The 18,769-nt window shown below is 71.6% G+C and carries 17 protein-coding genes; 6 read left to right on the top strand and 11 right to left on the bottom strand.

Translation table 11 applies throughout. The features are described 5' to 3' along the window. Positions 1–105 precede the first annotated feature (105 nt). Positions 106–540, top strand: a complete 435-nt coding sequence (locus tag F7R91_RS35205; RefSeq protein WP_150956637.1) for a hypothetical protein — start codon at positions 106–108, stop codon at positions 538–540. On the opposite strand, the gene F7R91_RS35200 is transcribed toward F7R91_RS35205, so the two are convergent. Beyond that, positions 462–893 (bottom strand): VOC family protein, encoded by a 432-nt coding sequence (locus tag F7R91_RS35200; RefSeq protein ID WP_150956634.1) that lies wholly within the window; start codon positions 891–893, stop codon positions 462–464. The two genes, F7R91_RS35205 and F7R91_RS35200, sit on opposite strands and share 79 nt — an antisense overlap. Positions 894–1,145: 252 nt before the next feature. On the opposite strand from F7R91_RS35200, the gene F7R91_RS35195 reads away from it, so the two are divergent. Continuing rightward, positions 1,146–3,848 (top strand): YfhO family protein, encoded by a 2,703-nt coding sequence (locus F7R91_RS35195; protein ID WP_150956677.1) that lies wholly within the window; start codon positions 1,146–1,148, stop codon positions 3,846–3,848. Between the two features lie 13 nt (positions 3,849–3,861). Here the strand turns inward: F7R91_RS35195 and F7R91_RS35190 are convergent, their stop codons facing one another. Genes F7R91_RS35190 through F7R91_RS35165 form a run of 6 tightly spaced genes read right to left on the bottom strand, consistent with a single transcriptional unit; the run spans position 3,862 to position 10,608 of the window. Further along, positions 3,862–5,010 carry a vWA domain-containing protein gene (locus F7R91_RS35190; protein ID WP_150956631.1) on the bottom strand — a complete coding sequence of 383 codons (1,149 nt, stop codon included), beginning with the start codon at positions 5,008–5,010 and terminating at the stop codon, positions 3,862–3,864. Beyond that, positions 5,003–5,911, bottom strand: a complete 909-nt coding sequence (locus F7R91_RS35185; protein WP_150956628.1) for an AAA family ATPase — start codon at positions 5,909–5,911, stop codon at positions 5,003–5,005. The genes F7R91_RS35190 and F7R91_RS35185 overlap by 8 nt, the downstream gene beginning before the upstream one ends. Continuing rightward, positions 5,904–6,836 (bottom strand): XdhC family protein, encoded by a 933-nt coding sequence (locus F7R91_RS35180; RefSeq protein WP_225320973.1) that lies wholly within the window; start codon positions 6,834–6,836, stop codon positions 5,904–5,906. The genes F7R91_RS35185 and F7R91_RS35180 overlap by 8 nt, the downstream gene beginning before the upstream one ends. A 4-nt stretch (positions 6,837–6,840) precedes the next feature. Further along, complete coding sequence (locus F7R91_RS35175; RefSeq protein ID WP_150956623.1) at positions 6,841–9,216, bottom strand: aerobic carbon-monoxide dehydrogenase large subunit; 2,376 nt, start codon at positions 9,214–9,216, stop codon at positions 6,841–6,843. Next, on the bottom strand, positions 9,213–9,734 hold the full coding sequence (locus F7R91_RS35170; RefSeq protein ID WP_150956620.1) for a (2Fe-2S)-binding protein: 522 nt from the start codon (positions 9,732–9,734) through the stop codon (positions 9,213–9,215). The genes F7R91_RS35175 and F7R91_RS35170 overlap by 4 nt, the downstream gene beginning before the upstream one ends. A 1-nt stretch (position 9,735) precedes the next feature. Continuing rightward, positions 9,736–10,608: an FAD binding domain-containing protein gene (locus tag F7R91_RS35165; protein WP_150956617.1), complete on the bottom strand. Its 873-nt coding sequence runs from the start codon at positions 10,606–10,608 to the stop codon at positions 9,736–9,738. A 117-nt stretch (positions 10,609–10,725) separates the two neighbouring features. Here F7R91_RS35165 and F7R91_RS35160 point away from each other — a divergent pair, with 117 nt between their 5' ends. Both F7R91_RS35160 and F7R91_RS35155 read left to right on the top strand, forming a co-directional pair. Further along, the gene (locus F7R91_RS35160) at positions 10,726–11,682 is read left to right on the top strand and encodes a LysR family transcriptional regulator (RefSeq protein ID WP_150956614.1); all 957 of its coding nucleotides are present in this window, start codon (positions 10,726–10,728) and stop codon (positions 11,680–11,682) included. Between the two features lie 110 nt (positions 11,683–11,792). After that, positions 11,793–12,392, top strand: coding sequence for a DUF998 domain-containing protein (locus F7R91_RS35155; protein ID WP_150956611.1), 600 nt, complete (start codon positions 11,793–11,795; stop codon positions 12,390–12,392). Positions 12,393–12,501: 109 nt separating this feature from the next. On the opposite strand, the gene F7R91_RS35150 is transcribed toward F7R91_RS35155, so the two are convergent. Continuing rightward, positions 12,502–15,270, bottom strand: coding sequence for an alpha/beta hydrolase (locus tag F7R91_RS35150; protein ID WP_150956608.1), 2,769 nt, complete (start codon positions 15,268–15,270; stop codon positions 12,502–12,504). Positions 15,271–15,948: 678 nt separating this feature from the next. On the opposite strand from F7R91_RS35150, the gene F7R91_RS35140 reads away from it, so the two are divergent. Together F7R91_RS35140 and F7R91_RS35135 are read left to right on the top strand one after the other, a co-directional pair. Further along, positions 15,949–16,668, top strand: a complete 720-nt coding sequence (locus tag F7R91_RS35140) for a helix-turn-helix transcriptional regulator (protein ID WP_150956605.1) — start codon at positions 15,949–15,951, stop codon at positions 16,666–16,668. A 100-nt stretch (positions 16,669–16,768) separates the two neighbouring features. Beyond that, on the top strand, positions 16,769–17,050 hold the full coding sequence (locus tag F7R91_RS35135; protein WP_150956602.1) for a hypothetical protein: 282 nt from the start codon (positions 16,769–16,771) through the stop codon (positions 17,048–17,050). A gap of 42 nt (positions 17,051–17,092) precedes the next feature. On the opposite strand, the gene F7R91_RS35130 is transcribed toward F7R91_RS35135, so the two are convergent. From F7R91_RS35130 to F7R91_RS35120, 3 genes are all read right to left on the bottom strand, one after another. Continuing rightward, positions 17,093–17,305 (bottom strand): hypothetical protein, encoded by a 213-nt coding sequence (locus tag F7R91_RS35130; protein WP_150956600.1) that lies wholly within the window; start codon positions 17,303–17,305, stop codon positions 17,093–17,095. Positions 17,306–17,405: 100 nt separating this feature from the next. Next, the gene (locus tag F7R91_RS35125; RefSeq protein WP_150956597.1) at positions 17,406–17,621 is read right to left on the bottom strand and encodes a hypothetical protein; all 216 of its coding nucleotides are present in this window, start codon (positions 17,619–17,621) and stop codon (positions 17,406–17,408) included. A 116-nt stretch (positions 17,622–17,737) separates the two neighbouring features. Next, positions 17,738–18,622: a helix-turn-helix transcriptional regulator gene (locus F7R91_RS35120; RefSeq protein WP_150956593.1), complete on the bottom strand. Its 885-nt coding sequence runs from the start codon at positions 18,620–18,622 to the stop codon at positions 17,738–17,740. Between the last annotated feature and the right edge of the window lie 147 nt (positions 18,623–18,769).

Genomic DNA, 18,769 nt, shown 5'->3' with positions numbered 1-18,769 from the left:
GGCTGGACGCTCTGGCCGGCGATCCGGCGAAGGACCCGGCGATCCGGCTCGCCGGCCCTAGTCCAAGGAGCCCGCTGCGCCCCGGACCGCATCGGTGCCGAGACGGTGCCGACGGCGATCGCCCTGCTGCGGCAGATCACGCCCACCCCACCACCGGAGCGCGGCGAAGGGGCTTGTGGATCTGGACAGGGGGAGTGCCAGTGCACGGCTCCCGAAGCGCCCGCGGCGGCGTCGCAGGATGTGCCGCGGCAGATCGCTGCCGCGTTCGAGGACGTCGACCGGCACAACCGCATGCACGCGCCGGCCACGTCCCTGCTCCGGACTTTCCACACGGTGCTGGACCTCCGACTGCCCGAGCGCACCGCCCTCCTGACCGAGCAGCTCGGCAGCCCGGATCCCGGCACCCGCCACGACGCGATACGCATGGCCAGGGACCTGATGGCCTCCTGGCGCGGAGAACGTCAACCGGGCGTGACGGACGTGCCGCCCCATTCCTCCGGGGCGATATCCGCGAGCGTCTCCGAGAACGTCCACTGGTGACCTGCAAGGTCCTGGGCGGTGTACTGCCGTTCCCCGTACTCGAAATCGATCGGCTCCATGAGGATGCGTGCGCCGCGCTCCCGGGCCTGCTCGCAGTGGGCGCGAACGTTGTCCACACGCACCATCACCGCGTGGGTGACCTCGCCGGGGCGAGGCGGGCGGCGATCATGCCGCACATCCCCGACGATCACAGCCCCGTCGCCGTATGCGAGTTGCGCACGGTGGGCCTCACCGATCCGCACCCGCTCGACGAATCCGAAGGCCGCGCCGAGCCAGGCGACTGCCTCGCGCACGTCGGGATAGATCAGGACGGGGACAACGGTAGCCCCGGGAATGGAGCGATTCGGCTTCATTTCGGTCTCCAGACCATTGCACCGCGCCGCGGTGTGCGCCGCTGAAGCGAACGCAGCTGTCGTTCATGTGAGAGACAACTTTTCTTCATTGTGCGGCTGTCTTTCCTTTCCCTCTCGGTGGTGCACGCTTCCGTAATTCACACCTTGCTTTTTCGTTGCGGCACAACCTTCGGTGCGAGGTATCCGTCTTGATCGGCGGATTGATGCTGTGCGGGGGTGACCGCCCCGCCAGAGGCGCTGTGCGTCTCGCATATGTGGGGGGCTTTCGTGAAAGGTGTATTGCCAGGGAGCGCGGCAGTCGAGGATGCGGGGCGGGGGGCCGGTCAGGTCCGGACTGCCGGTCCGCCGTCGGGCAGGGAGCGGGTGCCCGGTGGACTGCGGCTTCGGCCGGCGGATCCCGCCGCGGGCCGACGGGCCGCTGCCCTGCTGGCGGCGGCCGTCACCGTCGCGGCGTTGTGTGCGGCCAGTGCTGTGGCCCGGAGTTATCCGTTCGGGCCGCGGACTCGCAGTATCAACGATCTGGGCAACCAGTATCTTCCGTATCACGCGCATTTGTGGGACCTGTTCCACGGACGGACCGACGGCGGGCTGTTCGTCAACTGGCAGTCCGGGTTCGGCGCGAGCTTTCTGCCCGATCTCGGCACCTATCTCACCAGCCCGTTCGCGCTGCTGATGGTGATGTTCCCGCGCGATGAGATCGATCTCGCGATGTACGTGATCACGTTGCTGAAAACCGCGTGCGCGGGCGCGGCCATGGCGTGGCTCCTGCCGGCGCTGCGTCCCGGGCGCTGGTGGGCGGCGGGTGTGCTGGGCGCTTCCTACGCCCTGTGCGGCTGGAGCGTGGCGGATGCCGCGTACAACCCGATGTGGCTGGACGGGCTGATCGCTCTGCCGTTGCTGTGCCTGGTCGGCGAGTGGGCACGTACGGGCCGGCGCCCGGTGGTGGGTGTGCTGGTGGTGGCTCTCGCCTGGGTCGCCAACTTCTACACGGCGTACATGGCCACCCTCGCCGCCTGTCTGATACTCCTGCTGAGGCTGTGGCTTGCCGGTCCGCCGCGTCGGCGGGCGCTCGCCGCGGCGGGCCGGGCGGCGGTGACCTTCGCCCTCGGGACGGGGCTGGCGGCGCCGCTGGTGATGGTGGTGTTCTTCGGCGCGAGGCACGCCTCTCCCGGGCGGTTCACCCAGTTCGCCCCGGTGGGGGGCGAGGACGTGCTGGCGAGGCTGCTGCCGGCGACGTACAGCTTCGGGTCGCCGGCGGTGTTCGTGGGCACCACGGTGCTCCTGCTCGCTCTCGCCCTGCCGTTTCACCGGGCGGCGCCGAGGCGGGTGCGTGCCGGATGGACGCTGCTCGTGGTCGCGGTGGCGCTGTCGATGCAGTGGGAGCCTACCCATCTGGCCTGGCATGCCTTCACCACCCCGCAGGGCAGCTCCTACCGTCAGGCCTTCGTGCTGTGCGCGCTGCTGGTGATCTCGGCATGGCACACGCTGTCCTACGGCGCGCCCGACCGCCGTGCGCTGGGCGCGGCGGGTGCGCTGCTGGCGCTGCTCGCCGCCGTCGCCTCGCGCAGTGACCTGGTGCGTCCGTTCGTCTGGCCGGTCCTGCTGGTTGCCGTGGTGGCCGGGTGGGGTGGGCTGGCGCTGCTCGGCCGGGCCGCCGCAGAACACCGTACCGGCGGTGGGCGCAGGTCCGTGCTGGTCGGGTTGGCGGCGGCGCTGCTGATCGGTGCCCAGTTCGGCGAGGCCACCGCGACCTCGGCCGTGGCTGCCCGGCTGCGGCTCGCGCGCATGGACGACTACGCGCCCTGGGGGCAGCGGCAGCAGGCGCAGGCGGAGGCGGTCGCACAGGCCGACGGCTGGCCGCGCTACCGCACCGACCCGGGCCGGGAACAGACCATCGGCAACGACCCGTTGATGGTCGGCGGCCAGGGCGCCCAGTACTACAGCAGCCACACCTCCGACGTCCTCAGCAGCACGCTCACCGCGCTCGGCGGCGGCTGGACCTCGGGAGGCCGCAGCCTGCAGAGCCTCGACAACGCCGTCACGGACGTCATCTTCTCCGTCGGGGCCCGGGTGCACTCCCCGCCCGATCCGTACCAGAACTGGTTCCCCCAGGACGGCAGCCGGGTCACGGTGACCCGTCAGGAGGTGCCGCCGCTGGTCACGGTGCGTCCGTCCACCCGCGTCGGCGGCTCGGCGTACGGGTCCTCGCCCTACCGCAATCAGGAACTCCTGCTGGGCGCCCGGGTCTACACCGTGCCCCGCTTCACCCTGCGCACCGGTGCCGGTCAGCCGGCGACCGGTGACGACGCCGGGCGGCAGGGGATACGCCTGGACGCACTGCCCGCCCGATCCGCCGCCCGGGGACCGGCGATCACCGCGCAGTGCCCGGCCGGCAGCGAGGTCCACCTGTGGGCTCCGCACTTCGCGGGCACCGCACGACTTGGCGGTGCCTCCGCTCACGGCCTCACCGGACGCTTCAGGTCCGACCCGGTCACCAAGATCGCCGCGATGCAGCGGCTCGGTACGACCCCGAGCTCCGGCCGCGTGGTGGTCGAACTGTCCCCGAACCGGCCCGGCTTCGTCCCGCACGGTGCGCTCGGCTGCCTGGACCCGGCCCGGCTGCACACCGTCGTGGAACGGCTCAAGTCCACCGGCGCCACCCAAGTGACCGTCTCGGACGGCACCCTCCGGGCCGAACTCCCGGCAGGCAGCACGGGAATCGCGGTCGTCGCGGCCCCTCGAATCGCCGGCTGGCGCTGCGCCATGGGCGACGCTTCCGCCGTACCCGCGGGGAACTACCACGGCCTCATCGCCGTACCCCTCGACGGCTCCTCGACCAGCCTCACCTGCACCTTCCATCCGCCGGGGCTGCGGCTGGGCTGGGCCGTCGGAGCCGCGTCGCTGCTCGCCCTGATCCTGCAGACCGCGTTCGTCGCGGTCCGTCGTCGGCGGTGACGACGACCGTGGGTCATCGGCGTCGGCGCGGGGCGGACAGTGCGGTGGTGAACTCGTCCAGGGCCGCGAAGCTGTGGGCGCTGACGACGGCGTCGCAGTACGGCAGCGCCGCGGCCATGCCGGCCACGAGGGGACGGTAACGCGGGCTTGCCGTGCGCGGGTTGACCCATACGATGCGGTGGGCGACGCGGGACAGCCGCGCCATGTGGGTGGCGAGGTCGGCGGGCGTGCCGGTGTCCCAGCCGTCGGAGATGATGGCGACCACGGCGCCGTGTGCCATGCCGCGTCGGCCGAACCGCTCGTTGAACTCCGCCAGGCAGTCGGCTATCCGGGTGCCGCCGGACCAGTCGGGGGCCGCCCGGCCGGCTCGTGCCAGGGCGTCCTCGGGCCGGGCCCGCCGGAGCGCCGGCGTGAGGCGGGTGAGCCGGGTGGCGAAGGTGAAGACCTCGGCGTGGGCGGCGCGGGTGGCGCAGTAGAGCAGTTGCAGCATCGCGCGGGCGTAGGGCTCCATCGATCCGGAGATGTCGCAGAGCACGATGAGGTCGCGGGGGCGGGTGCGGGGCACGAAGCGGCCCAGCCGCAGCGGGTATCCGCCGGTGCGCCGGCTGATGGCGAGGGTGCGGCGCACGTCGACGCGCGTTCCGTGGTGCGCGGTGCGGCGCCGGCGGGACGGCCGGGTCGGGGTGCGCAGCACCAGCGTGCGCATCACGTCGGAGAGCCGGGCCAGTTCGTCGGCGGACAGGTCCGCGAAGTCCCGGGTGGCAAGTCGGTCGAGTGGACTCGCGGCGAGGGGCAGGGGAGCCTCGCGCTGCTCCGCGCCGGCCTCGCGGCTGCGGCCGTCCGCGGTGGCTCGGTGGGCGCCGGGGACGCGGCCGGGAAGGGTGCGCGGGAGTGATCGGGCCGGGTCGCCGGGTTGCCCGCGCTGTGCTCCGGGGTCGGCCGGGCCGCCGAAGACCTCACCGAAGACCGCGTCGAACCGTTCGATCTGCTCGGGGTCGGACACCAGGGTGGCGAGCGCGCAGTGCCGTAGGTCGCGCGTGGTCGACGGCTCCAGCAGGGTGAGCGCCCGAGCGAAGCTCCGGGTACGGTCCGGGCCCACCGCGATGCCCGCGTCGTGCAGGGCGGCGGTGAACGACGCTGCCAGTTCCGGCAGGTCAGGCATCGGGGCCTGCCTCCGCGTCGACCAGTTCCGCCACTCCGGCTCGGCGTACGGTCTCCAGGTCCTCGGCGTACTTGAGGACCGCCCCCAGGGTGCGGTCGGCGGCGTCGGCGTCGAGAACGGAGAGGCCCAGTGCGTGCAGCGCGCCCGCCCAGTCGATCGCCTCGGCGATGCCGGGCGGCTTGGTGAGCTCCTGCCGGGCGCGCAGGCGCGCCACCCCGCGCGCCACGCGAGGGGCCAGCCACTCGGCCGACTCCGGCACCCGGGTGCGGATGATCGCGGCGACGCGTGCGGTGTCCGGGTAGTCGATCCAGTGGTAGAGGCAGCGGCGTTTGAGCGCGTCGTGCAGATCCCGGGTGCGGTTGGAGGTCAGTACGGCCACCGGCGGCACCGCAGCGGTCCGGGTGCCCAGTTCGGGGATGGTGACCGCGGCATCGGCGAGCAGCTCCAGCAGGAACGCCTCGAACTCGTCGTCGGCGCGGTCCACTTCGTCGATGAGCAGCACCGCGGGCCGCGGTCCCGGGTGGCAGATCGCGGCGAGCAGCGGCCGTGGCAGCAGGTAGTCGTCGGTGAACAGGTCGGCGTCGCGCAGGGGCTCCCCGCGGGACTCGGCCAGCCGGATGGCCAGCAGTTGCCGTGGATAGTTCCACTCGTAGAGGGCCTCGGCCGAGGACAGCCCCTCGTAGCACTGCAGCCGGATCAGCGGGGTGTCCAGTACGGCGGCGAGCGCGCGGGCCGCCTCGGTCTTGCCGACGCCGGGCTCGCCCTCCAGCAGGATCGGCTGCCGCATGCGCACGGCCAGCAGCAACGCCGTGGCCAGGGCGTCGTCGGCCAGGTAGCCGACGGCGTCCAGACGTGAGCGCAGGGCGGGGACATCGGGCACGAGCAGGTCGGGGTCAGTCATGCGCGTAACGGGAGGGGTCGTCGGCGAAGGCGTGCTGGCATCCCGGCCCGCAGAAGTACACCCTGCTGCCGGCCCGGTCCAGTGAGAGGGTGGCGGGTGTGATCGCCACGGTCATGCCGCACACGGGATCCACGGCCTCGGTCACGGCCTGCGGGACGGCGGAACCGGCTCCGGGGCGCACGGTTCGCGCCGTCTCCGGCCGCAGCGCGATGATCTCGGCGTACACCGACAGCGCGATCTCCCCGGGGGTCCGTGCGCCGATGTCCAGGCCGGCCGGGGTGTGGACGTGAGCGCCTTGCTCCTCGGTGAGGTCCAGCCCGGCGAGGACCGCCGCGCCGCGCTTCGGGCTGGCCACCAGCCCGATGTACGGGATCCCGGCGCGTGCGGCCTCGGTCAGCACAGTCTCCTCGTCGCGGCCGTGCGTGGCGATGACGACGACGTCCAGATCGGGCGGCAGCGGCTGGCCGGGCGAGGCCGGCCGGGTGTCGAGGCCGAGCGCACGCCCGATGTCGAGCAGGGCGCGGGCGATGGGGGCGTGTCCGTAGACGTACGCCAGCGCCGGAGGGAGGTTGGCCTCCAGGAAGATGTCGAGCGTGCCGCCCGACAGACAGGGATTGGCCACCGTGAGCAGGCCTTCGCCCGCCTCCCGCGGGCCTTCGGTCTCGGTGCCCGCGGTGGGCGTGATCCTCAGCAGCAGCGACTCGCCGGTCTCCAGCACCCGAAGGCCCTGCAGTTGCACCGTGGTCTCGGCGCAGGTGCCGCCCACGAAGCCCTCGACGGTGCCGTCGGGCAGCACCAGCGCGCTGTCCCCGGGCTTGGCGCTCGTGGGCCGCTCCGCGTGGACGACGGTGGCCAGGACGAACGGCGTCCGGCCGTGCCGGAGCACATCCGCGCGGGTCAGCAGGTCGGTGTTCGTCATCGCCATGGCCTCAGGTGATCGCCAGGTCGGTGCGCAGCGGCCGGCCCTGGGCGGCCCGCCACACCGCGGCCGGCGTCAGCGGCATGTCGACATGGCGTACGCCGAGCGGTTTGAGCGCGTCGACGACGGCGTTGACCACCGCCGGGGGCGAGCCCACCGTGGCGGACTCGCCGACGCCCTTGGCGCCGATGGGGTGGTGCGGGGAGGGAGTGACGGTCTCGCCGAGCTCCCAGGAGGGGCATTCCATCGAGGTGGGCAGCAGATAGTCCATGAACGATCCGCCGAGACAGTTGCCGTCCTCGTCGAACGCGATCACCTGCATGAGCGCCATGCCGACGCCGTCGGCGAGTCCGCCGTGCACCTGACCCTCGACGATCGTGGGATTGATCCGGTTACCGCAGTCATCCACCGCGATGAACCGGCGGACCTTCACCTGACCGGTGTCGGCGTCCACGTCGGTGACGCAGATGTACGCGCCGAAGGGGAAGGTCAGATTGGGCGGGTTGTAGACGCAGCTCGCGTCCAGATGGCCCTCGACGCCCTCGGGGAGCTCCAGGGTGGAGTGCGCGGCGAGCGCGATCTCGGCCATGGTCCGGCCCTGGTCGGGGTCGCCGGTGACGAACCAGCGGCCCTTCTCCCACTCGAGGTCGTCCGGGCTCACTTCGAGCATCGCGGAGGCGACGATCTTCGCGCGTTCGCGCACCTTGCGGGCGACCATCGCGGCCGCCGCGCCGGACACGGGCGTCGAGCGCGACCCGTACGTGCCGAGCCCGAACGGCGTCTGGTCGGTGTCGCCGTGCACCACCTCGACGTCCTCGGGCGGAATGCCCAGCTCCTCGGCGACGATCTGCGCGAAGGTCGTCTCATGACCCTGCCCCTGGGACTGCACGGAGATCCGCAGGACGGCTTTGCCGGTCGGGTGGACGCGCAGTTCGGCACCGTCGGCCATGCCCAGTCCGAGGATGTCCATGTGCTTGCGGGGGCCCGCGCCGACCGCCTCGGTGAAGAAGCTGACCCCGATGCCCATCAGCTCGCCGCGCTCACGCTTCTCGGCCTGCTCCCGGCGCAGGTCCTCATAGTGGGCGATGTCCATCGCCAGTTGCAGGGCGCGCGGGTAGTCACCGGAGTCGTACTCCCAACCGGTCTGCGTCTGGTACGGGAACTGTCCGGGCCGCAGCAGATTGCGCATCCGCAACTCGGCCGGATCCAGGCCGAGTTCGGCGGCGAGCACGTCGACCATGCGCTCGACCAGATACACGGCCTCGGTGACGCGGAACGAACAGGCGTAGGCGACACCGCCGGGCGCCTTGTTGGTGTAGACGCCGGTCACGGTGCAGTGCGCGGCGGCCAGGTCGTACGAGCCGGTGAACACACCGAAGAAGCCGGCCGGGAACTGCGTGGGCTGCGCGGTCGCGTTGAACGCGCCGTGGTCGGCGATCACATGGACCCGCAGGCCCCGGATCCTGCCGTCCCGCGTCGCCGCGATCTCGCCGTGCATGTGGTAGTCGCGGGCGAAGGACGTGCTCATCAGGTTCTCCGAGCGGTCCTCCGTCCACTTGACCGGCTTTCCGGTGACGATCGAGCCGACGACCGCGCACACATAACCGGGGTAGATGCCGACCTTGTTGCCGAAGCCTCCGCCGATGTCGGGGGAGATGATCCGTATCTTGTGCTCCGGGATGCCGGCCACCATCGCGTAGAGGGTGCGGTGGGCGTGCGGGGCCTGGGTGGTGGACCACACCGTCAGCTTCCCGGTGATGGCGTCCATGTCCGCGACCGTGCCGCAGGTCTCCAGCGGCGCCGGGTGCACCCGCGGATACAGCATGTCCTGTGCCACCACGACGTCGGCGCCCGCGAAGACCTCGTCGGTGCGGTCCTTGTCACCGGCGGACCAGTCGAAGATGTGGTTGTCGCTCTGGTGCTCCTTGTCGTCGCGGATCACCGGGGCGTCCGGGTCGAGCGCCCGGCGGGCGTCGGGGACCGGCGGCAGCGGTTCGTATTCCACGTCGATCAGTTCGAGGGCGTCCCGCGCGGCGTAGCGGTCCTCGGCGACGACGAAGGCGACCTCCTGGCCCTGGAAGCGCACCTTGTCGGTGGCCAGCACCGCCTGGGTGTCGTACGAGATGGTGGGCATCCAGGCCAGCCCCAGACCGGCGAGGGTCTCACCGGTGATCACGGCCTTGACCTTCGGGTGCGCCTCGGCGGCGCTGGTGTCGATCGACACGATCCGGGCGTGCGCCAGCGGGCTGCGCAGCACGGCCCCGTGCAGCATCCCGGGCAGCCGTACGTCGTCGACGTAGGTCCCGTGCCCGCGGACGAACCGTGCGTCCTCCTTGCGGGTCATCCGTCCGAAGCCGACCGGCGGACCCTCGGCGGTGGTGGTCATGCCCGCACCTCCTCGCGGCCGGGCGCCGGCTCGGTGCCCGCGTCGGCGGTCCGCGCCCCGCCGCCGTGCTCGGCGGCCCAGCGGATGGCGCGGACGATGTTCTCGTATCCGGTGCACCGGCACACCTGGCCGGAGATGGCCTTGCGGATGTCCTCCTCGGACGGGTCCGCGTTGCGGTCGAGCAGCCAGCGGGCGGTCATCATCATCCCCGGCGTGCAGAAGCCGCACTGCAGCCCGTGGCAGGCGACGAAGCCCTGCTGCACCGGGTCGAGCTCGGCCCCCTGCGCCAAGCCCTCGACGGTCCGCACCTCATGGCCGTCGGCCATCGCCGCGAGCACGGTGCAGGACTTCACCGGCGTGCCGTCCAACCAGACCGCGCACACACCGCAGTTGGAGGTGTCGCAGCCCCAGTGGGTGCCGGTGAGTCCGAGCTCGTCGCGCAGGAAGTGCACGAGCAACAGCCTGGGCTCCACGTCCCTGGTGTACTGCTCGCCGTTCACGGTCACGGTGATCCGCATGTCACGCCTCCTGGCCCTCGGCGCGCGCGGCGGCGGCGCGCAGCGCCCGCGTGGTGAGCTCCGCGGCCAGATGCCGCTTGTAGTCGACCGGGCCGCGCTGGTCGGCCGTCGGCCGGCACTCCTGCGAGGCGATCCGGCCCGCCTCGGCGAAGCCCTCGTCGTCCGGCCGTCCGCCGCGCAGGAAGTCCTCGGCCCGCTCGGCCACGAACCGCCGGGCACCCACCGCGGTCAGCCCGATCCCGGCCTCGGTGACGACCCCGTCGGAGATCTCCAGCACCGCGCCCGCTGCCACGACCGCCCAGTCGCCGACCCGGCGCTCGACCTTGCGGTAGGCGCTGGCGTGGGACCGGATGGGCACCCGGATCTCCACCAGAAGCTCCGCCTCGTCCAGCACCGTCTCGTACGGCCCGAGGAAGAAATCCCTGATCCCGATGGTGCGCCTGCCGCCGGGGCCCTGGGCCACCAGAGTCGCCCGCAGTGCCGAGAACGCCGCGGACAGGTCCTCCGACGGATCGGCCTGGCACAGCGAGCCGCCCACCGTGCCGCGGTTGCGCACAAGCGGATCGGCGATGACCCGCTCCGCGTCCCGCAGGATGGGGAAGTGCTCGCCGACCACCGCCGAAGCGAGCAGGTCCGCGTGGCGGACCATCGCGCCGATGGCCAGTTCGTGCCCGTCCACCCTGATCAACGCCAGCTCACCGAGGCCGTTGATGTCGATCAACGCTTCGGGCTGCGCCAGCCGCAGCTTCATCATCGGCAGCAGGCTGTGCCCGCCCGCCACCACCCGCGCTTCGGGGCCGTACCGGGTGAGCAGCTCGATCGCCTGCTCGACGCTGGTGGCCCTCTCGTACTGGAATGCAGCCGGAACCTGCATCGGGCCCTCCTGAAACGCTCTGCGCCCGTCGTGCAGCGATGCTGCGCTCCTGCGCACCGGCCGGGCAATGGGTCGATAAGCATTCACTTATCTTGCTAAAAGGGGGAAAATCGGATAGTGACCGTCACGCAGCTCAGCACCTTCGTCCTGGTGGCCCGGCTCGGTTCGGTCGGCGCCGCGGCGCGGACCCTGGACGTGAGCGAATCCGCGGTGTCGCAGGCGCTCACCGCGCTGCGCACCCACTTCGGCGATCCACTGATCCGGCGCACCGGCGGGGGCGGGATGCGTCTGACGCCCGCGGGGGCTCGGCTGCTGCCGGTCGCGTCACGGATGGTCGCGCTGAGCGGGGATGCCGAGGCGGCGGTGCGGGCGGCGTGGGGCGCGCCCGACGAGCTGCGGGTCGTCGCCACGAGCACGCTGGCCGAGTTCGTGCTCCCCTCCCTCGTAGAAGCCTTCGCCCACCGCTCGGGACGCAGGACCGAGACCTCCTTCGGGGTGGCCGCCGGGAACGAGATCCGCGTGCTCGTGGAGAACCGGCTGGCCGACGTCGCCCTCGGGCCGTGTCTCGGCGCCGCCCGCGGGGGCGAACTGGTCAGCGAGCCGCTGTTCCGCACCCAGCTGGTCGTGGTGACCGGCGCCAGGGTGCCGCGGCCGCCCGGTCCGCCGCGGCGGTGGTCGTGGCTGGTCGACGCCTCCGGGACCGACCCGGACGCGGACTCCGGCCGGCTGCTGCGGCGGCTCGGAGTGGCCGAGGGGCACGTCTGGGTGTTCCCCAACCAGGCCGCGACCTGGGAGGCCGCGGCCGAGGGGGCCGGGGTGGCACCGGCGCCGGCCCATCTGGTGTCCCCCCGCATACGGCGTGACGAGCTGCGCGTACTGGAGACCCCGGCCACACCGTCGGACGCCACCTGGCACGCCACCGTCCTGCAACCCGAGCACCGCTCCCCGGCCACCGACGCGTTCCTTCACTTCCTGCGCACTCCCGCGGCGACCCGCATCATGCGCGAGCCCGGCGCGGGGGTTCCGCCCTCCCAGTTCCGGCCGCCGGTGTATGTGACGCTCTGGGGCGGGTGAGGGCGCCGGTTCCCTCGACCTCTGGATCTCGGTCTTTGGGTCTCGGGCTTGGATTCCGCCCGCCTGCGTGTGCGCGGCGCAGTCATGATCGGGCGTTTTACAGTGGATTGATGCGACTTGTGCCCAGGTGGGCCCTGTTCTCGTCGGGATGTGCACCCGTCCTGTTGGCCGGAGGCTGGGCGATCGCGGCGCGTTTCGAAGGACCCGCCTATGACCCTGCGACGCAGACGATCAGCGTCCTGGCAGCCTATGGATCTCCGGGATTCTGGGTGATGACCGGAGCACTGCTCGCGCTCGGTGCCTGCCACATACTCACCGCCTGGGGGCTGCGCCCGGCCGCACTCGCCGGACGCGTGGCGCTGGCCGGTGGGGGAGTGGCGGCGCTGGTGGTGGCGCTGCTGCCGGCGCCGAGCAGCGGGGGCTCCCTGCGTCACGGTTCCGTTGTCGTGGTCGGATTCACGCTCCTGGCGGTGTGGCCGGTTCTGGCCGCCGATCGCAGCGCCGCCGCGCCATGGGGACTGCGGCCCGCCCCCTCGATCATCGTGACCGCTCTGATAGGCCTCGGCGCGGCGTGGTTCGTGTTCGAAATGCAGCGTCATGGTTCGACTGGTGTCGCAGAACGCGTCCTGACATCCATTCAGTCGCTGTGGCCCTTTGTGGTCGTTGTCTCGTGCATCCGTCGCCTGGAGAAGGACGAGCGGGTGACTTGAGCAGGGCCGGGCTGCCGGCAAGGGATGTGATCGGGACGGTCGGGATCCTGCTGCTGCGAACGTGAAGGGGGCATGGACCGAGCCGGTCCATGCCCCCTCCTCAGGGCGACTACGACGCGTCCACCACCGTGCCCGTCACCACCGCGTGGTCGGGGAGCGGCCCGGCCTCGAAGTCGGTCAGCGCGAGACGTACCGACTCGGTCGGCTCGGCCAACTGGTCCTTCACCGTCGGTATGACGAAATCAGCGGTGGTGGACCCGGCCGGGATGTCCGTCCACACCCACAGCTCAGCCTTGGACAGCGTGCGCTCCGGGTCGGGGAGTTCACCGGCGTAATTCATCAGCCACTCCCGGTCCACGTCCTTTGTGGACAGTTCGGCGCCCTCAGTGACCGGAAGCACCCGGATCGGCTGCGAGATGTCCGCGTCGGCGGGCTCGGAGAGGGTGATCCGCCAGGTCAGCTTCTTTCCCTCGGTCACCCGGTCCGCGACCGGTGTCAGGGTGACCTTCGGCGCGGGGTCGTCGTTCTGCGCGGTGACCCCACCCCGGTACGAGCCGACGACGGCGCCCTCCACGGCCTTGGCGAGAAGGTCCTGCTGCTGGTCGTTGCCGAAGCGTGTGTTGCCCTTCACCTCCACGGGCACGTCGATGGGAGTGCTGCCGGGCCGCACGGTGACCAGCTTGTCCTTGGCCCGGCCGGTGTCCGGGTCGAGGATTGAGAAGCGGACCTTGCCGCGGCCCCGTCCGGAGACCTGGACCGGGATGTGGTATGTACGGGTGCCGGAGTCGCCCTCCTTGACCTTGAGCCGGCCGATGTCGACGCGCGGCAGCGCCGCCGCCCTGACCGCCGGGGTACCGGGGGCCCAGCCCCAGGCGTCCATCAGCCAGGCCTTGCCGGACCGCGAACGCGGAGTCAGCTGAAGGGACTTGACATGCTTGAGGTCGAGCCCGGCACGGGTGGCCGCGGTCAGCGGGACACGCACCTCACGAGCCCAGTACGAGGCCGTGCGCTCGCTGCCCGGCAGCCCGTCCACCTTCACCTGGCCGAGCCTGGCCCGGCGGCCGGCGGAGTCGGTGACGGCCACGTCCAGCTTGGCGCCGGTCGTGTTCGGCGGCACCATCACGCGCAGGGCCAGCTTCATGGCACCGGACAGAGACAGCGGCGCGTCAGGGCGGACCTTCGTCGCGGTGCCCGGTGCCGACCACTTCAGCGCGACCGCCCTGCGGCCCCTCTCCTGCGTCTCCCACAACGCGAAGTGCGGGGACGACCCCTTGGCACGGCCCAGACAGGCCACGGCCGGGTCGGGGGCGACCCCCGAGCACAGCCTGCCGCCGGTCACCTTGACCGGGGCGTCGGGCAGCAAACCGCCCGTGCGGCGGGCGCCGACCGCGTGGGTCAGCACACGGGCCGGATCGGCCGACGGGGCGCGCCTGCCCGAGCCGTCCAGCAGCGGGCGTACACGGTCGTCGCCGCCGACGAACAGCCGGGCCGCGGCGGCGATGTAGGTGGCGCCCGCCTTGTGCTGCTGGTCGGCGGTCAGCCGGGTGCGGGTCCCCGGAGAGCACACTCGGTCGCGTCGTTCAGGGTCGTCCCCGAAGTCGTCGAAGGAGGGCGCCTCGGACTTGCCCGGCGTCCACTCGGTGTTGAAGAAGTTGTGGTTGGCGCCGACCACATAGACGGCGCTGTGCAGAGCGGCGCCCCGACTGATCCCGCGCGTTCCGTCGACGTACACCTCGCCCTGCAGGTCGGAGACGTCTCCGTCGCAGCCCGGGAGGATCGTCGTGGACGGTACGTCGGCGACCGGATTCTGGCCGAAGATCGTCGGTCCGATGAGGACGGTTCCACGGATCTTCCAGCGGACCGCGCCGCCGTAGCCGTCCTGGGCGGCGGGCGGGGGATAGACGCTGTCCATGGCGGCCCGGTTGACACCCTCGCCGCCGCGCGAGTGGCCGACGAGCAGGACGCGGGACAGATCGGTCTTCGCCGCGCCGGGCACGGCCGCGGGGGCGGTGCCCGGGTGGGCGGCCCAGTCGGCCCACTTGGCGAGGTGCTGCCGTACCAGCGAGGAGCGCGCCTGCGCACCGCCGTCCTCGGCCTCCCAGTCCTGGCCGTTGATGCCGTTCGCCGAGATCGACACCGTCACATACCCCTGGGAGGCCAGCAGTTTCTGGTCCTGCAGATAGCCCTTGTGGCTCGGGATCGACTTCATGCCGGACGGGCAGGGCCACTCACCGGACGCGTCCTCCTCGGACCCACCCGGCTTGAAGCATGTGCCGTGACGGCCGTGCAGGAACAGGGCGAGCGGACGCTTGCCGGTGGCGCCGCCGGGTGCCACGACGACGGCCTGCATCTCGACCGGCTGGGCGAAGCCGGGCAGCTTCACCGGGTCGAGGTCGTACTCACCGGTGACGGTGCGGTACGACCCCGGCTTTCCGGGATCCACGGAATGCGCCGGGAGTTGGGCGGGAGGCTGAGCGGCCGCAAGGGAATTGTTCGCATCCTTGCCGGAGTTGCCGGTGCGCACATCCAACCGGCGCCCCGCTGCGAGAACTTGAAGGTCCTTGAGCGAGGTGGCTTCGTCGAGAGGGAGCCGGAACGTGCGACCGTCCTCGGCCGCCTTCGGCACGCCGAGCAGCCGTCCTTCCGCGTGGAACTCGACGCGGGCGTCGCCCATGGGCACGGCCCGGTCCGACCGCCAGACCAGCTCACGTGCGGCACCCTCTCCGGTGACGCGCCAGCCCGGCGGCAGCGCGCCGTCGGCTCTCTCCGTCAACGGCTTCGCATGGGGCGGCCGTTGAGCCTGGGCCAATCCCGGTGAGCCCGCCAGCGCCGCAAGTACGGCCACAGCGGCGACACTTATTCGCCGGGCATGGATCAAGGGTCCTCCTTGCACTTCGAGTGCGGGGGCGCCCCTTCCGTACCGGGCGCCCCTCACGACTCGAAGGAAGTGAATGAGGGCCTGTGGGTTGCCTGTGCCGGGGGAGTGTGGTCGTGCAGGGCACGAATCAAGTCACCAGGGCGGTCCGTCGAATCGGGCCGAGAGTTACGCCGTGCTGCGCAGGCGAGGCAGGACGCGTGGCTGACTCGCGCCGGCCCAGTGAGTAGCTGATCGTCGCCGCGCAGCGCGGTGACATCGATACGGCCGCAACGAAGTCCCGACTGCACCGAGCCCGAGCCGCGGTGCAGCACACGCTGCGGGAGTGCCCCGGCACCTGGCACGCGGCGCAGTGGGATTCGGCGCGCTGACCCCTTCGATCGCGCTCCTGCCTGCCTACGGTCCGGTCACCCTGCTTCTCGCACCGCTCGGGGTCCTCGCGCTGCGCGGCTGCCCGATGTGCTGGACGATCGGGCTGGTGCAGACGATCTCAGGGGCCGGCTTCAGCGCTCCTGCGTCGACGGCCTCTTGCCCCCGAAATCAGATGAGCGAACACGCGCCGTCTCATCTCACCGGTTCCACCAAGAATCGTTGGACTTACTTGGAATGCGGGTCCGTAATCGCAGGTCAAGCACGTACGGGCAAGGTTGCGGGAATGCAGGCGAGAGTTAATGTGGTCTCGTGGCTTCCGATCCATCCGCGGCAGCCGCCGCCGCAATCGATTCCGTGAGCGTCCTGGGCGAGGACTCGCGTCGCCGGATGTTCGCGTTCATACGGCGCGCCCGTCGCGCGGTCACCCGTGACGAGGCCGCAGCCAGTGTCGGAATCTCCCGCAAGCTTGCCGCCTTCCACCTCGACAAACTTGTCGAAGCCGGCCTCCTGCGCGCCCACTACGAAACGTCCGGCGGCATGCGCAGGGTCGGTCGCCGTCCCAAGGTCTACGAGCCCACCGACGCCCAGATCACCGTCAGCATCCCCGATCGGCACCACGCATTGCTGGCAGATCTGCTGCTGGACGCCATCCTCGATGAACGTGCCGGCGAACGCGCCGTCCAGGCGGCGGTGCGGATCGCCGGGCAGCGCGGCCGGCAGATGGGGGAGACCGAACGGGACCGGACACGTCCCGGTCGGCTCGGCGCCGAAAGGGGGCTCACCGCCTGCGAGCGCATGCTCGACCAGCACGGCTACGAACCCGTCCGGGAAACCCCCACCTGCGTACGGCTTCACAACTGCCCGTTCCACCCCCTGGCCGCCAAGGCCCCGGACCTCGTCTGCAGCATGAATCACACCTTCCTCACCGGCTATCTCGACGGACTGCAGGTCAGTGGTGTCGAGGCCGTCCTGGCGCCGAGCCCCGGCGAGTGCTGCGTCAAGCTCCGCCCCACCACGGAACGTGGGTGAAAGACGTGTCCGACGGCACCGACAGCCCACCCCAGCCTGGGCTCCCCACCAGGAGGGCGCCAGAGCAACCCCAGGTCACGAAGCGGCGAAGGGTCTTCCGATGAGCTATCCCCGTAGAAGCGTCGCCGCGCGTGACTGGTTCACGCGTGCGCGCGTCCGCATCCTGGAAGAGCACCGGTCCACCTCCGTGGAGCCCCTGGCCATCAGAATTTTCCGGCCCGGGGAGGAAGTGCAGATGGTGCAGTGGGGACCGGCCGGCCTCGAACCCGAGACGGACATGTGGCTGACGAGCACGGACATCAGCGCCGCTCACATCATCCCCGCGGACAAGGTGGACGTCCTGGAAGTCCTCGAAGCACAGTCACCCGAAGACGACGCTTGACCGACCGAGCCGGCGGCCCCGCCCCCTTGCGGCCACCCGGGTTCAGCGCTTCCACACCTCTGGCCCGCCTTCATGCCACTCGATCAGGCCGGAGTCGGCGACATCCAGTTCGTCCCAGCCGGTGAGGCCGGCGCCCTCCAGGAACACGGCGACATCGTGAAGGCTGTACGCGGTGCCGAGGATCCGGTCGTCGACCCCCACCTTGCGGCCACCGGCCTCCAAGGGCGGGTAGACGATCACGCGGCGCTCGGGCATGGCACCAGCGTCACCCGCGACGGGCAGTCACGCATCCCGGCGGCGCCGCGATGGCCGGCTCAGGGAAGCGCCGTGACGGAACCCGCGCCTGCCGCAGGGGTCACCCGTCTTCGCGTTCCAGGACACGGCGGGCCGCCTCGTGTTCTGCCGCCGGTGGGGACAACTCGTCCAGGGTGTCGAGTTCGGTGTCGGCCTCCAGCTCCCGTTCCCAGGCTGCCGCGAGCCGTTCCTGTTCCTCGCGTGGTGCGGCGCTGATGGCCTCCCGGTGTTCAGGGTCCAATGCTGCAAGGAATCGTCCGACCGGGTCTGTGGGCATGCCGTGCTCCTTGTCGCTGGGAAGAGGGCCGCTCCGGCTCAGCATGGCCACAGGGGCCTGGGACGGTCACCCGACACGGCCTGTGACCACCCTGATGGCCCCGCCACGCGGAGGGATCAGTTGGTCGCTAGGCCCGGGCGGCGCCCTGCCTCGTCGGCCCCGGACGTCAGGTCCTGGGTGCCGATGACCGACAGGAGCTCCAGCTGCGCGGCGCCTTCGGTGCCGGGAGCCGAGGTGAACCAGAGCAGGCGCTGGCGTCCGTCCTCGCTGAGCAGGTTGTGGCAGTCCAGTTCGATGACGCCTAGGGCAGGATGCACGATGCGTTTGTGATCGGTGCGCCGTACCGCGACGTCCCGGGTCTCCCACAGGGAGACGAACTCCTCGCTGCGGCGGCGCAGTGCCGCCACCATCCGGGTCACCTCCGGGTCCTGGCCGCGCCGGGCGGCGACCGCCTGCAGGTCGGCGACGAACACCCGGGAGTGGTGGGGGTGGTCCTCCACCGGGTAGAGGGCGCGGGAGCCGGGGTCGGTGAACCAGCGGTACACGAAGCTCGCCTCCGGTCCGTGCACCGCGGGCGGCAGGCCGATGAGCGCGGCGGCCAGAGGGTTCTGGACCAGGGTCTCGTGCAGGTCGGTGATGACCTGGGCGGGCGTCGTGGTGAGCCGGTCCAGCAGGCCGAGCAGGGCGGGCTGGACATGGGCGGTCGGCCCGTGTGCCGCAGGGGGCAACGGGCGGTCGGCGAGGCGGAAGAGGTGGTCGCGTTCATCGCCGTTGAGGCGCAGCGCGCGGGCGAGGGAGGCCAGGACCTGGGCCGAGGGCTGGGCGCCGCGGCCACGCTCCAACTCGGTGTAGTAGTCAGCGGACAGTCCGGCCAGCTGGGCGACCTCCTCGCGGCGCAGCCCGGGCACACGGCGCCGGGGACCCACGGGCAGGCCGACGTCGGCGGGGCGGATTCTGTTGCGCCGGGACTTCAGGAAGGCGGCGAGCTCCGAGTGGTTCACCCACCCATCGTCACTCGTGCCGGGCCGCCGAACCAGGGGGACGGCAACCCCAGGGTACGCAGAGCCATGGCTGCGCCGGTGACGGCGGCCCAGGCTGGAGGCGCAAGCAGGGCACCGCGGCCGTACCGCGGCACCCGGCGCCACGTC

This window comes from Streptomyces luteolifulvus (assembly GCF_008806595.1).
Lineage (GTDB): Bacteria > Actinomycetota > Actinomycetes > Streptomycetales > Streptomycetaceae > Streptomyces > Streptomyces luteolifulvus.
Note: the sequence above shows the minus strand (reverse complement) of the source record. Positions and strands in the feature narration are given on the sequence as shown.